Annotated in this window: 14 protein-coding genes; 4 read left to right on the forward strand and 10 right to left on the reverse strand. The window is 62.0% G+C overall.

The genetic code is table 11. The features are described from left to right. Positions 1-505: ArsR/SmtB family transcription factor (locus tag NKH28_RS22400; RefSeq protein ID WP_352980471.1), on the reverse strand; the 505-nt coding region annotated here is incomplete at its 3' end. A 249-nt stretch (positions 506-754) separates the two neighbouring features. Here NKH28_RS22400 and NKH28_RS22405 point away from each other — a divergent pair. From NKH28_RS22405 to NKH28_RS22420, 4 genes are read left to right on the forward strand one after another with little or no spacing between them, the layout of a single operon-like run. Beyond that, positions 755-1,633 carry an ABC transporter permease gene (locus tag NKH28_RS22405; RefSeq protein WP_352980472.1) on the forward strand — a complete coding sequence of 293 codons (879 nt, stop codon included), beginning with the start codon at positions 755-757 and terminating at the stop codon, positions 1,631-1,633. After that, positions 1,630-2,451 (forward strand): ABC transporter permease, encoded by an 822-nt coding sequence (locus tag NKH28_RS22410; protein ID WP_352472491.1) that lies wholly within the window; start codon positions 1,630-1,632, stop codon positions 2,449-2,451. Before NKH28_RS22405 ends, NKH28_RS22410 begins: the two co-directional genes overlap by 4 nt. 22 nt (positions 2,452-2,473) lie before the next feature. Next, the gene (locus tag NKH28_RS22415) at positions 2,474-3,616 is read left to right on the forward strand and encodes an extracellular solute-binding protein (RefSeq protein ID WP_352501366.1); all 1,143 of its coding nucleotides are present in this window, start codon (positions 2,474-2,476) and stop codon (positions 3,614-3,616) included. Then, positions 3,609-4,784, forward strand: a complete 1,176-nt coding sequence (locus NKH28_RS22420; protein WP_352980473.1) for an ABC transporter ATP-binding protein — start codon at positions 3,609-3,611, stop codon at positions 4,782-4,784. Before NKH28_RS22415 ends, NKH28_RS22420 begins: the two co-directional genes overlap by 8 nt. A 19-nt stretch (positions 4,785-4,803) precedes the next feature. Here NKH28_RS22420 and NKH28_RS22425 read toward each other — a convergent pair whose 3' ends face one another. The 9 genes from NKH28_RS22425 to NKH28_RS22465 form a co-directional block, all read right to left on the reverse strand. Beyond that, positions 4,804-5,781 carry a branched-chain amino acid ABC transporter permease gene (locus NKH28_RS22425; RefSeq protein WP_352980474.1) on the reverse strand — a complete coding sequence of 326 codons (978 nt, stop codon included), beginning with the start codon at positions 5,779-5,781 and terminating at the stop codon, positions 4,804-4,806. Between the two features lies 1 nt (position 5,782). Next, complete coding sequence (locus NKH28_RS22430) at positions 5,783-6,670, reverse strand: branched-chain amino acid ABC transporter permease (RefSeq protein WP_352980475.1); 888 nt, start codon at positions 6,668-6,670, stop codon at positions 5,783-5,785. Between the two features lie 7 nt (positions 6,671-6,677). After that, positions 6,678-7,388: an ABC transporter ATP-binding protein gene (locus NKH28_RS22435; protein WP_352980476.1), complete on the reverse strand. Its 711-nt coding sequence runs from the start codon at positions 7,386-7,388 to the stop codon at positions 6,678-6,680. After that, positions 7,381-8,154, reverse strand: a complete 774-nt coding sequence (locus NKH28_RS22440) for an ABC transporter ATP-binding protein (protein ID WP_352501371.1) — start codon at positions 8,152-8,154, stop codon at positions 7,381-7,383. The genes NKH28_RS22435 and NKH28_RS22440 overlap by 8 nt, the downstream gene beginning before the upstream one ends. An 11-nt stretch (positions 8,155-8,165) precedes the next feature. Then, complete coding sequence (locus NKH28_RS22445) at positions 8,166-9,374, reverse strand: ABC transporter substrate-binding protein (RefSeq protein WP_352541712.1); 1,209 nt, start codon at positions 9,372-9,374, stop codon at positions 8,166-8,168. Positions 9,375-9,686: 312 nt separating this feature from the next. Continuing rightward, complete coding sequence (locus NKH28_RS22450) at positions 9,687-10,679, reverse strand: ABC transporter ATP-binding protein (protein ID WP_352541713.1); 993 nt, start codon at positions 10,677-10,679, stop codon at positions 9,687-9,689. After that, positions 10,676-11,701 (reverse strand): ABC transporter ATP-binding protein, encoded by a 1,026-nt coding sequence (locus NKH28_RS22455; protein WP_352472482.1) that lies wholly within the window; start codon positions 11,699-11,701, stop codon positions 10,676-10,678. The genes NKH28_RS22450 and NKH28_RS22455 overlap by 4 nt, the downstream gene beginning before the upstream one ends. Next, positions 11,691-12,665 carry an ABC transporter permease gene (locus NKH28_RS22460; protein ID WP_352541714.1) on the reverse strand — a complete coding sequence of 325 codons (975 nt, stop codon included), beginning with the start codon at positions 12,663-12,665 and terminating at the stop codon, positions 11,691-11,693. Before NKH28_RS22460 ends, NKH28_RS22455 begins: the two co-directional genes overlap by 11 nt. Then, on the reverse strand, positions 12,665-13,693 hold the full coding sequence (locus tag NKH28_RS22465) for an ABC transporter permease (protein WP_352449667.1): 1,029 nt from the start codon (positions 13,691-13,693) through the stop codon (positions 12,665-12,667). The genes NKH28_RS22460 and NKH28_RS22465 overlap by 1 nt, the downstream gene beginning before the upstream one ends. Positions 13,694-13,748: the final 55 nt, after the last annotated feature.

Genomic DNA, 13,748 nt, shown 5'->3' on the forward strand with positions numbered 1-13,748 from the left:
GCTTGGCATTGTTGGGGAACTGGTATTCGACAAAACCGCGCGTGAACCATAGCAGACCGGCCTTCATGCGGTCCGGATCGAGGAAAGTGTTCGGCACATCGAGTAGACCGATGATGCCGTCCGGCGAACAAAGGCCGCAGGGCGCGGTAACCTCGAAGCCGGTATAAAGCCCGATCGGCATCGACACTTCGATCGCGTCGTTCTTGACCGCACGATATTCGCTCTTGAACACGACGAGCACTTCTTCCGCCGTCGGATAACAGATTTTCTGACTGCCTTTCTTCGCTTTCAGGTTCTCGGTGCGGATCAGCCCCGCATCCTCCAGCACCTGGATGTTGGTCGAGACGGTCGACTGCGGAAGCGACAGCACGGCGGCGATTTCGTTGACATTCATCGGCCCCTTCTCATGCAGCAGTTTCAGCATCGAGATCCGCGCCGAGGAGGCAAGCCCCTTGAGCACGGCAATGCCTTCCTCAGGTTCAATCACCAGAAAATTGCGACTCATAAAATTGCCCGGCCCATGTTAAATCCATATCCGAAATTACCCTGTATATCGGGATATCTGATTTAATCAATGTGCAGGCGGAACGCCGGGCAATTTGTTGAATCCGGCAGGGCGAGGGTCGCGCGGTGGCCCTGCACAGAATTTGTGCAGGAGCCATATGCAGAGTGGACACCTGAACGCCGATCGCCCAATCTAGTCCGGAGCCGAGCCCGGTGATGGCGGCTTGCACATAAAGCGGTTGGACGGGTCGTGACCAAAGGGTGGAAATTATACGATCAGCGACTGGCCTGGGTCCTCGTCGCGCCTGTGCTTTTACTGCTTACCCTGCTTCTGCTGCTGCCGATCGCGATGATGACGGTCTACACGTTTTTCACCTTCGTCACCGCGGGGGTGGAGTCGGCGGTGCTGACCTTCGACAACTGGAAGGAATTCCTCACCGACAGCTACTATCACGGTTTTCTTTGGAAGACCGTTCGCGTCGGCGCCATCACCGCTGTGATCTGCGCGATCCTTGGCTATTTCCCCGCCTATTTCATCTGGGCCACGACCTTCAGGCACAAATGGCTGTTGTTGCTGCTGCTCATCGTGCCGTTCTGGATCAGCTTCACCATCCGGACATTCTCGTGGATCCATATTCTCGGCGAACAGGGGCTGATCAACGTCGTGCTCATCAGGCTGGGGATTATCAACGAGCCGTTGCCGATGCTCTACACCGAGGGCGCCGTCATCATGGGGCTGCTGCATTTTCTGCTGCCCTATATGATCCTGAACGTCTATGTCAGCCTGGAAAACATCGACCGCACGCTGATCGCCGCCGCCCGCTCGATGGGCTGTACCAGCGCGCAGGCGTTTCGCGAAGTGACCCTGCCGCTATCGATGCCGGGGCTGGGCGCCGGGCTGCTGCTCTGCTTCGTGCTGGCGGCCGGCTCCTATGTGACGCCGCAGCTGCTCGGTGGTAGCCGCGATGCGCTGTTCGGCAACTTGATCTACGACACCATCATGGGGCAGCTCAATTGGCCGATGGGCGCCACGCTTTCCATCGTCCTGTTCGTCCTGCTCGGCGCGGCCGCGGCCGCCTATAGCCGCTATATGGGCCTATCGCAGATCATGAAGGGCCTCAGTGCATGAGAGCGGATCATCCCGATCGCGAAGGCAGATGGGTGTGGCGGCTGACCGGCGCGATCACGGTGTGCGTCTACGTCTTCATGTTTGCGCCGATCCTCGCCACGGTCGTGCTTTCCTTCAACGCCTCGATGTTCGGCGGCTTTCCCCTCACCGGCTTCAGCCTGCGATGGTACGAAAAGCTGCTCACCAACGAGCCGGTTCTCGACGCCTTCCGGACATCGATGTGGATTGCCCTGGTGACGGCAACGGTGACGACGCTGCTCGGCATCATGGCGGCATTGGCGCTGGTGCGCTTCGAGTTCCGTGGCAAGCAGGCGATCAACACGCTTGTCATTCTTCCCGCGCTGGTCCCCGAAACGATACTCGGCGTCGGCCTGCTGGTCATGATCAAAGCCGTCGACCAGCCGCGCAGCATGACGCTGCTGGTGCTCGGCCACATTCTGCTCACGCTCCCTTACGTGGTGCTGATCGTCCAGGCGCGCATGGTCGGCATAAAACGTTCCTATGAGGAGGCGGCGCTGTCGCTCGGGGCGCCGCGTGTGTCGACGTTCCGCGAAATCACGCTGCCGCTGCTCATTCCCGCAGTGCTTGCCAGTGTTCTGCTCGCTTTCACCATTTCGTTCGACAACACCTCGGCCAGCCTGTTCTGGCGGCCGGCGGGCGTCGAGACCATGCCGACGCAAATCCTTTCGATGCTGAAGATCTCGATCAGCCCCGAGGTGAACGCGCTCGGAACCGTCATGATCCTTTTGACGGTCGGCATTCCCTTGGCTGGCGGGCTCATCCTGCAAAGCCTCACCTGGTTCAAGGCAAGCAAGTGAAGATGAAAATGGGAGAATGGAAATGAAACTGACAACCGCCAAACGACTGGAACGGCTCAACGAACGCTATGCCAATGGCGACATCAGCCGGCGATCATTCCTGACGCTGACGGCCGCCGCTGCCGCCGCCACCGGGCTTTCCATGCCCTGGATGGGACGGGCGCTGGCCGCGGTTTCGGAAGTGCGCTTCGACGGATGGGGCGGCGTGGTGCAGGAGGCGATCGATAAGTACGCGTTCCAGCCTTATACCGCCAAGTCCAAGGTCAAGGTCGTCCAGGGCACCTTTGGCGACGAGAACGAGATCATCACCAAGATCAAGACGTCGAAACCAGGCGACTTCCAGATCGTCCATTCTTCCGGCGTCAACTACTACATCAAATACGTCAATGGCGGTTTCAATTCGGAGATCAACGAGGCAAACATTCCGAACATGGCGAATGTCCTGACCGCCATGATCGAGCCGTTCCGCAAGATCACGCCGAAGCTGTCGGCAGTGCCATATGATTACGGCACCACCGGCATCGCCTACAACAACAAGGTCATCTCGCCGGAGGAAGCCAAGGAAAAGGGCGCCAACCTGCTTACCGACAAGAAATATGCCGGCAAGATCGGCGGCTACGCCGATATGACGACGCGCGTCTGGTATGCGGCGCTGCAGACGAAACAGGACCCCAACAACATCCAGGACATGGACGTCGTCTGGGCCAAGGTTCGCGAGACCCGCGATCTGGCCAAGAAATTCTGGAGTTCCGGCGCGGAACTGATGGACCTCCTGTCGCGCAACGAGATCGTCGTCACCGACGCCTGGTCAGGACGTGTCGCCGCCCTGCAGCAGCAGGGCCAGCCGATCGGCTATCTCGACCCTGCCGGCTCATACGCGTGGATGGAGGACATGCTGGTGCTCAAGGGTTCGCCGATGGCCGAATGCGAGGAACTGATCAACTTCATGCTGGATCCTGCCACCTCGATCGCCGTCGCCGAGGGCCAGAACTATCCGCCATCGCTTGACCCCACCAAGGTGAAGCTGACCGACAAGATCGCGGCGCTTCCGGCCTTCGACCCGACTGGATCGATGAAATCGCTGACCTTCGCCGATCCGCTCTACTGGGCGAAGAACGAAGACGCCTGGACCAAGCAATGGGACAGGGTGTCGAAAGGTGCATGACGACAACAGCCACGACCAGCAGCCCCGGCCGGCTTCGGCCGGGGCTGATGGCGACCCGCTCGCCCAGAGCGAGCGGCAGCCGATAGGAAAGCCTGCGGTCGAGTTTCGCGACATCGATATTTTCTACGGCAAGTTCGCCGCTGTGCGCGATTTTTCACTGGCAATCCGCAAAGGTAGTTTCGTCACCTTGCTGGGGCCGTCCGGGTGCGGCAAAACGACGATCCTGCGCTCGATCGCGGGCCTGGTCGACATCTCCAGTGGCCAGATCTCGATCGGCGGAAAGCGGGTCGACGACATCCCGATCTATAAGCGCAACATTGGTCTGGTGTTCCAGAACTACGCGCTCTTTCCGCACAAGAACGTCTTCGACAACGTCGCATTCGGCCTGAAATACCGAAACGTGCCGAAACTGGAAATCGTGCGCCGGGTCAAGAAGGCGCTGGATATGGTGCGGCTGCCCGGCAGTGAGACAAAGCTGCCGTCACAGCTCTCGGGCGGCCAGCAGCAACGCATCGCACTGGCCCGCGCCATCGTCTTCGAGCCGGAAGTGCTGCTGCTGGACGAGCCCTTGTCGGCGCTCGACGCCAATATGCGCGAGGACATGCGCGTCGAGATCAAGAAAATCCAGAGGGAGACGGGCATCACTGCTATCTTCGTGACGCACGACCAGGAAGAAGCCTTGTCGATGTCCGACCACATCGTCGTGATGAACGCCGGCCTGATCGAGCAGATCGGCTCCCCCGCGCAGGTCTATGACCAGCCGGCCACCGCATTCGTCGCCAATTTCCTGGGCAAGGCCAACATGCTGCCCGGCAGCGTGACCGTGATGGACGGCAAGATGGCGACGATCGCGCTGGCCACCGGCCATATCGTAAAGGCGGCCGCGCCGAAGGCGCTCGAGACCGGCAGCGTGGTCACCGTCGTCGTTCGCCCGCAGAAGCTTACCGTCGGTACCGCCGGTGCTGCCAACAGGCTGGCGGGACGGATCGTCTCGACCTCCTATCTCGGCGGCAATGCGGTCTACGAGATCGACATCGGCGCCGGCACGCTGGTGCGCGCCAACACGTTGATCGACGGCCAGCCGCTGCGTGAAGGCGAAGCGGTCGATGTCTGCTTCGACCTGCTGGGCTGCGTGCTTCTCGACGCGCAAGGCTTACGCATCACCTAGCGAGGCGGAACTGAGCCGTTCAGGCTTTCGCGTCACCCTTTGGCCCGAGAAACCGCGCATAGACCTCACCGACAATACCGCGCCGGAAAACCAGCACGCAGACCATGAAGGTCAGGCCGGTGGCGATGGTCACCGGAAAGTTCGAGGTGGCGAGCGTGTTTTCCAGGCCGACGACCAGACTGGCGCCGATGATCGGCCCGGCCATGGTGCCGATGCCGCCGAGGAGAGTCATCAGGATCACCTCGCCCGACATCTGCCAGGTGACGTCGGTGAGCGTGGCAAACTGAAAAACGATCGCCTTGAGCGCGCCGGCCAGCCCGGCCAATGTTGCCGACATGACGAAAGCCGCCAGCTTGTAGTTGGCGACGGAATAGCCCAGCGAAATGGCCCGGCTCTCGTTTTCCCGGATGGAACGCAGGATCATGCCGAAAGGCGAGTTGATGATGCGCCAGATGGCGAACACGGCGATCAGGAAGACCGCCAGCACGAAATAATAGATGTTCATCGGGACGTTCAGGTCGAGCATTCCAAGCAGCCTGCCGCGCGGCACGCCCTGGATGCCGTCCTCACCTCCGGTGAACGGCGCCTGCACGCAGAAGAAGAAGAACATCTGCGACAGCGCCAGCGTGATCATGGCGAAATAGATGCCTTGCCGGCGGATGGCAAAGAAGCCCATCACAAGGCCGAGCAGCGCGGCACCCAGGACGCCGAGCAGGATGCCCGCTTCCGGCGGCCAGCCCCAGACCTTGACCGCGTATGCGGTGAAATAGGCCGCCCCGCCGAAGAATGTCGCATGGCCGAAGGACAACAGCCCGGTGTAGCCGAGCAGAAGGTTGAACGCGCAGGCAAACAGCGCAAAGCACAGCATCTTCATCAGGAAGATCGGATAGACGAAGAAAGGCGCCACCAGCAGCGCCAGGATGCCGAGCCCGACCAGCGCCCATTCAAGCCGTGCCGAATTCTTGGCACGCGTCTCGCGAAGTGTCAGTTCGGCCATCTCAGGCATCCCTTCCGAACAGGCCGGCTGGCCGGACCAGAAGCACGATTGCCATGATGACGAAGACCACCAGATTGGAGGCTTCGGGATAGAAGACCTTGGTCAGGCCTTCGGCGAGGCCAAGCATGTAACCGGTGACGATCGCCCCGAGGATCGATCCCATGCCGCCGACCACGACGACGGCGAAGACGACGATGATGAGGTCAGATCCCATCAGCGGGCTCACCTGATAGATCGGCGCGGCGAGAACCCCTGCAAGCCCGGCAAGAGCGGCGCCGAGGCCGTAGGTGAGGGTCAGCAGCAACGGCACGTTGACGCCGAAAGCCTGCACCAGGCCGGGGTTCTCCGTCGCCGCGCGCAGATAGGAGCCCAGCCTGGTCTTCTCGATCAGCGCCCAGGTGCCGAAACAGACGATCATCGAGGCGACCACCACCCAGCCGCGATAATTGGGCAGGAACATGAAGCCGAGATTGGTTCCCCCGGAGAGCAGCGGCGGCACGGAATAAGGACTTCCCGATACGCCATAGTAGTAACGGAACACCCCTTCGAGCACGAGCGCGAGGCCAAAGGTGAAAAGCAGCCCGTAAAGCGGGTCGATGTCGTAAAGCCTCGACAGCGCCAGGCGCTCGACCACGACGCCGAAGCCGCCGACGATCAGCGGCGACAGGATCAGAGCCGGCCAGTAGCCGATGCCGAAGCGGGTGAGAAGCAGGTACCCGACGAAGGCGCCGAGCATATAGAGCGCGCCGTGGGCAAAATTGATGACGCGCAACAGGCCGAATATGACAGCCAGGCCCAGGCTCAACATTGCGTAGAACGAGCCGTTGATGAGGCCGACCAGCAATTGGCCGAGGAATGCCTGAACGGGTATCTCGAAGATCATCGTCATGGCGCCATCATACACCCAGCACTTCATGCAGCAGCGTCATGCGATCCGGCAGTTCGCCGACCGGAAAGCCCGCCACGACCTTGCCGTGCTCCATCAGGTAGAAACGGTCGGTGACGCGGCTGGCAAAGCGGAAATTCTGCTCGACCAGCAGGATCGTCATGCCGCGCTTTTTCATCGTCGCCAGCAGATCGCCGATGCGCTGCACAATGACCGGAGCCAGGCCCTCGGTCGGCTCATCGAGAAGCAGCATTTTCACGCCGGTTCTGAGCATGCGCGCGATCGCCAGCATCTGCTGCTCGCCGCCCGACAGCCTGGTGCCCGGGCTGTTGCGGCGCTCCTTCAGATTGGGGAAAAGATCGAATATTTCCTCCACGCTCATGCCGCCCTCGGCGACGATCGGCGGCAGAACCAGATTCTCGTCCACGGTCAGCGTCGCAAAGATGCCGCGTTCCTCCGGCACCAGGCCGATGCCTTGATGCGCGGTCCGGTGCAATGGCAGGCGCATCAGATCCTTGCCGTCGAAAAAAATCTGGCCGCTCCGCTGGCGGATCAGCCCGATAATGGCGCGCAATGTCGTAGTCTTGCCGACGCCGTTGCGGCCCAGCAACGTCACAGTTTCACCTGGAAAGACCTCAAGATCGACGCCGTGCAGCGCATGGCTCTCGCCATACCAGGCGTTGAGGCCGCGGACTGCGAGAAGCGGCGCGGCGTCACTCATCGGCGGTGCCCATATAGGCGATCCTCACCCGCTCGTCGCGGCTGACCGTGGAGTAGTCGCCGGCGGCAAGGATTTCGCCGCGCTGCATGACGGTTATCCAGTCGCAAAGATCGGCTACAACAGTCAGATTGTGCTCGACCATCAGCACCGCACGCTCCCTGGCGACCGAGCGGATGATGTCGGAAACCGTGCGCACATCCTCATGCCCCATGCCGGCCATCGGCTCGTCGAGCAGCAGCACTTTCGGGTCGAGCGCCAGCGTCGTGGCGATCTCGAGCACGCGTTTCCTGCCATAGGAGAGATCGGCGGCGGGCCTGTTCTTGGCATCGTCGAGGCCGACAGACCGTAAAAGCTCCTCGGCGCGCGGCGTCAACCGATCGAGCACAGACAGCGAGCGCCAGAACTGAACGCTGAGTCCGGCCGGTCGCTGCAATGCAACGCGCACATTGTCGAGCACGCTGAGATGCGGAAACACCGCCGAGATCTGGAACGAGCGCACCAGGCCCATCCGCGCGACCTTGGCCGGCGAGGTGCGGGTGATGTCGTGGCCGAGCAGTTCGATCCTGCCGCTGGTCGGCGGCAGGAACTTGGTGAGCAGGTTGAAGACGGTGGTCTTGCCAGCGCCGTTGGGTCCGATCAGCGCGTGGATATTGCCGTGGTAGAGGTCGAGATCGACATTCCTGACCGCAACAAAGCCGGCGAAGTCACGCCGCAAACCGCGGGCGGAAAGCACTACCCGCGGCCCATCCGGTCCAGGCGGCGCCATCGGTCCGCCAATCACTCGCCTGCCGTGGGACAGCCGCTCTCCTTGGGGCTCAGAAACGCCTCGTTACCGGGGATCGTGGCGAGCGGTTTGTAATAGTCCCACTCCTTGGTGCTCTCGCTCGGCGACTTGACCTGATAAAGATACATGTCGTGAACCATGTTGCCGTCGGCCTGCACTTTGCCGTTCGCCGTAAAGACATCGTTCACCGGCATCGCATGCAATTCCTTGGCGACCGCCTCGGTTCCATCGGTGCCGGCTTTGTCGATCGCCTTCAAATACTGGGTCACCGCTGAATAGGTGGCGGCCTGGATCATATTCGGCATGCGGTTGGTGCGCTTGAAGAAGCGCTGGGCGAACTCGCGACTCTTGTCGTCGCGATCCCAGTAGAAACCTTCGGTCAGCACCACGCCTTGCGCCGCCTCGAGACCGAGCCCATGCACCTCGGCCAGCGTGAACAGAAGTGCTGCAAGCCGCTGACCGCCCTGCACGATACCGAATTCGGCCGCTTGCTTGATCGAGTTGGAGGTGTCGAGGCCGGCATTCGCCAGGCCGATAACCTTGGCGCCCGACGATTGCGCCTGCAGCAGGAAGGATGAATAGTCGGTCGACCCGAGCGGGTAACGCACCTCGCCAACCACCTTGCCGCCATGGCTCTCGACGAACTTTGCGGTCTGCTCCTTCAGCGAATAGCCGAATGCATAATCGACTGTGACGAAGAACCAGCTGTCGCCGCCTTGCTGGACGAGAGCGCCACCAGTCCCCACTGCCTGCGAATGCGTGTCGTAGGCCCAGTGGAAGCCATAGGGCGAGCACTGTTTACCGGTGAGTTCGGTGGTCGCGGCGCCGGTGACGATGTCAATTTTCTTCTTCTCCTTGGAAATTCCCTGGACGGCGAGCGCCACCGAGGAGGTGGTCAGTTCCATGATGGAATCGACCTGTTCGGTGTCATACCACTGCCGCGCAATGTTGGAGGCGATGTCCGGCTTGTTCTGGTGGTCGGCGCTGACGATCTCGATCGGCGAGCCTTGTACCTTGCCGCCGAAATCCTCGACCGCCATCTTGGCGGCCTCAACCGACCACTTGCCGCCGAAATCGGCATAGACGCCCGACTGGTCGTTGAGAATGCCGATCTTGATCTTGCCGTCGGAAATCTCGGCGGCTGCGGCAGGCATCGCGGTCGCTGCAAGAAGCGCGGCTGAGACCAGGTACGATATCTTCATTGGTGACTTCCTCCCTTATGGTCGACAACCGAGCAACATGTCGGCGGCAGCCTGCTGCAGCACGAAGAGTGGCCTCCCACATTCCGTCCTCGCCGGCGCAAAATCACGCAGCGCTGTACGGCCGCCGTCCTTCAAATCGTAGCATCGCTCGGCAACGCGAGAACAGTTACTTTAGTATTAGGCATCTGCGATGCCCGGCCGCCGAAGCGCAACATAGCGCCGGATCGTGCGGCGTCCAGATCGGCCTCTATTCTCGCCGAAGCAATGATTACGGCTGACGGTCCGGATATCGTTGAACGAGAATTCCCCTAGTCAACCGTCGGCTGGATGATGGCACGCGACCAGGCGGCCCTCGCCAATGCTTTGGAGAAGCGGGCGCTCGCTGCGGCAGATCGGGGTGGCAGCTGGGCAACGGGTGTGGAACCGGCACCCCGAGGGTGGGTTCATCGGGCTGGGCAGATCACCCTTGAGCACCAGCCGGCCGCGCCGCGCCCGGTCAATGCTGGGTATCGGCACGGCGGAACGCAGCGCCGCGGTGTAATGGTGTCTGGGCGCCGCAAAGACCTCGTCGGTCGGCCCGCTCTCCACGATCGACCCCAGATACATCACCGCCACACGGCTCGAGATTTGACGCACCACGGAAAGATCGTGGGCGATGAACACATAGGTCAGGTTGAACTCCTCGCGCAGGTCGGCGAGCAGATTGACGATCTGCGCCTGGATCGACACGTCGAGCGCCGAGACCGGCTCATCGGCCACGATCAGCCGTGGCCGCAGCGCCAGCGCGCGGGCGATGCCGATACGCTGGCGCTGGCCGCCGGAGAATTCGTGCGGGTAGCGCGATGCGTGCTGGGGCGACAAGTCGACCCGGCGCAGGAGCTCGGCCACGCGGTCCGCCATTTCCGATGCCGAGAGGCGTTCATGGATGCGGAACGGATCGGCCAGCAGATCGCCGACCCGCCGGCGCGGATTGAGCGAAGCGCTGGGATCCTGAAAGACCATCTGCATCTGCCGCCGCAACGGACGAAGCTGGCGCTGGGAGGCGTCGCTGATGTCGCGGCCCTCGAATTCCAGCGACCCCGAGCTGATTTCGGTCAGACGCACCAGACACCGGCCAAGCGTGGATTTGCCGCAACCGGACTCGCCGACGATGCCGAGGGTCTCCCCGGGCCAGATGTCGAGCGACACCCTATCAACCGCATGCACGGTCCGGCGCTGCGCCGGGAAGATCGAGCGGCCGACGCTATAGCGCTTCGACAGGTCGCCGGCACGAAGCAGCGGACGTTCGAGTGGCCTGGCATTCATCGTTGCATCTCCACCACGCCGCCAGGCCTCTGGGCAGCGAATTGTCTGCGCGTAGGCTCCGGCAACAGGCACGCGGCGCGATGGCTCTCGCCTTGCATGATCGGCAGTTGAACCAGACAGGCGTCGTGGCGAAAGGCGCAGCGGGGGCTGAAGGCGCAGCCTTTCGGCAGGTTGGAGAGCGACGGCGGAATTCCCGGAATGGCAGCGAGCCGGGCTGGACGTGGTCCCTCCATCGGCGGGATCGAGCCGAACAAGCCCCATGTGTAGGGATGCAGCGGCGCCCGGAACACGCTGCTCTTGCCGCCCTCCTCGACAAAGCGTCCGCCATACATAACCAGTACCCGGTCCGCGACTTCGGCGACGACGCCAAGATCATGCGTGACCAGGATCACAGCGGAACCGAACTGGTCGCGCAATCGTCCGATCAGTTCGAGGATCTGCGCCTGCACGGTAACATCGAGGGCTGTAGTCGGTTCATCCGCGACGAGCAGCGCCGGGTTGCACGAGAGCGCCATGGCAATCACCGCGCGCTGGCGCATACCGCCGGAAAGCTGGTGCGGGTAGCTGTCGATGACCCGATCCGGATTTGCGATGCCGACCGCATCCAGCAATTGCACGGCCCTCGCCCGTGCCGCTTTCGCCGACACCTTTTCATGCGCGCGGACCTGCTCGCCGATCTGGTTGCCGATCGTATGCACCGGGGTGAGCGCAGACATCGGATCCTGGAAGATCATCGCGATTTGGCGGCCGCGGATGGCATCGAGCGCACGCCGCTTGAGCCCGATCAGCTCCTGTCCCATGAAACGGATGGAACCGGAGACGATAGCGTTGGGGCTGTCGATCAACCCCATAATGGCGAGCAAGGTCTGGCTTTTGCCCGAACCGGATTCGCCGACCACACCGACGATCTCGCGCTGCTCGACGGAGAACGAAACACCTCCCACCGCCCGCACCAGGCCTTCGTCGCTGCGGAAGGAGACAGTGAGGTCCTTGACCACCAGAAGGGGAGCATCAGCCGACATTGCGCGCCCTCGGGTCGATTATGACGAAGACGACGTCGACGACGAAGTTTGCCATCACCACGAAGAAGGCGGCGTAAATCACCGTGGCCAGGATCATCGGCAGATCGAGGGTCTGCAGCGCCTCATACGTCAGTTTTCCGACACCCTGCAATCCGAAGACCACTTCGGTCAACAGCGCGCCGCCGCCGACCAAGGCACCGAAATCGAGGCCGAACATGGTGACGAATGCGACCAAAGAGGTCCTGAGGCCATGATGCAGCAGCACCCGGCGTTCGCCGATCCCCTTGGCCCGGGCGGTGCGGATGAAATCCTCCTGCATCATTTCGATCAGGCTTGCCCGCAGCACCCGGCCGTAGAGGCCGACATAAAGGGTTGCCAGCGTGAACCACGGAATGACGAGCGCCTTGAACCAGCCCCAGGGATTCTCGGTCAGGGGGATGTAGCCGAGCGGAGGAACCCAGGAAAACAGCCAGTTGTCGTGCCAGCGGCTTTGCGTCAGCAGGTTGGCGACCTCGCCCAGCCAGAAGACCGGGATCGACACACCTACCAGGCTCAGGATCATCAGCGCGCGATCAATGAATGTACCGCGCGTTGCGCCTGCGATCACACCGACGATCAATCCGCCGAGCACCCACAGCACTGCCGCGCCGCCGACCAGCGACAGCGTCACGGGAATGGCGCTTATCACGGTCGGAATGACGCGCTGCCCGCGATTGACGAAGGAGGTGAGATCGCGGCTGACGAAAAGCCGGTTCATCATCAGCCCATATTGCACCGGCAATGGCCGGTCGAGACCGAAATCGTGGCGCACCTGGATCAGCGTCTCTTGCGAAGCATTGCGGCCAGCAATGCGCGCCGATGGATCAGCGCCAGGCGTCGCAAAGAAGATCAGGAAAGCGACGACGCTGATACCGAACATAACCAGCACCATCTGGCCAAGCCGGAAGCCGAGCGCGGCAACCACTAGACGCCCCTCGGCGAGGATTTCGGATCGAGCGCGTCGCGCACGCCGTCGCCCAGAATGTTTAGAGCCAGCACCGTGATCACAATGGCTAGCCCCGGCGCCAGTGCCACGACCGGCCGCGAATAGAGCAGGCCCTGGCCGTCCTGGATGATCGTGCCCCAGCTGGCATCCGGCGGCTGCACGCCGATCGACAGGAACGACAGCGAGGATTCCGTCATCATGTTGAGCGCCAGGATCAACGGCACGAAAACGATGATGCGGGTCACCACATTGGGCATGATGTCGCGCAAAAGGATGCGCCAGGGCGATGCGCCAAGGCCGATCGCAGCGGTGACGAATTCGGCATGCATTAAGGTCAGGACATGGCCGCGGATCGGCCGCGCCACATAGGGCACATAGACGATGCCGATGATGAAGACCGGTAGCCACAGGCTGCCGGAGCGGATTTCGAACGGACCGATCTGGATACTCTGCGCAATCAGCACGATCGACAATGAAATTGCCAACAGGAAAATCGGAAAAGCCCAGAGCACGTCGAGAATGCGCGACAGGCCGATGTCGACGATGCCGCCGAAGAAGCCGGAAACGACCCCAAGGAATGTCGCGAGGACAAGGCACAGCACGGCTGCAGCACCCGAGATCAACAGCGAATCCCGTCCGCCGTAAAGCAGCCGCGCCGCGACGTCACGGCCCTGGTTGTCGGCACCCAGCATATAGGGTCCGATGCGCCAGGTCGGCCCGACCGGCGTCATGCCGAGGCCAAGGCCTTCGGTGGAGGGCTGCAGCACCGGCTGGGTCACCCCATCGACGACGATCTCGCCATTGAGATTGGTCACAAATGGATCGGTGCCGGAGACGTACCGCGCATAAAGCGGCGCCGCGAGCGAGGCGATCACGATGACGACGAGCACGGCGAAGGCAGATATTGCCGAACGATCGCCTTTCAGCTTGCGCCATGCGGTGCGCCACGGGCCATCGGTGGCCCGGCGAACCGGGATGGCAGGCTGGTCCGCAATGACATTGACCATGAACAGGATTGCCTGGGAAAAATCGCGGCCTGGAAGATGCGCTGATCCGCCGGAA

Source organism: Mesorhizobium sp. M1227, assembly GCF_040318315.1.
In the GTDB taxonomy this organism is placed as follows: domain Bacteria; phylum Pseudomonadota; class Alphaproteobacteria; order Rhizobiales; family Rhizobiaceae; genus Mesorhizobium.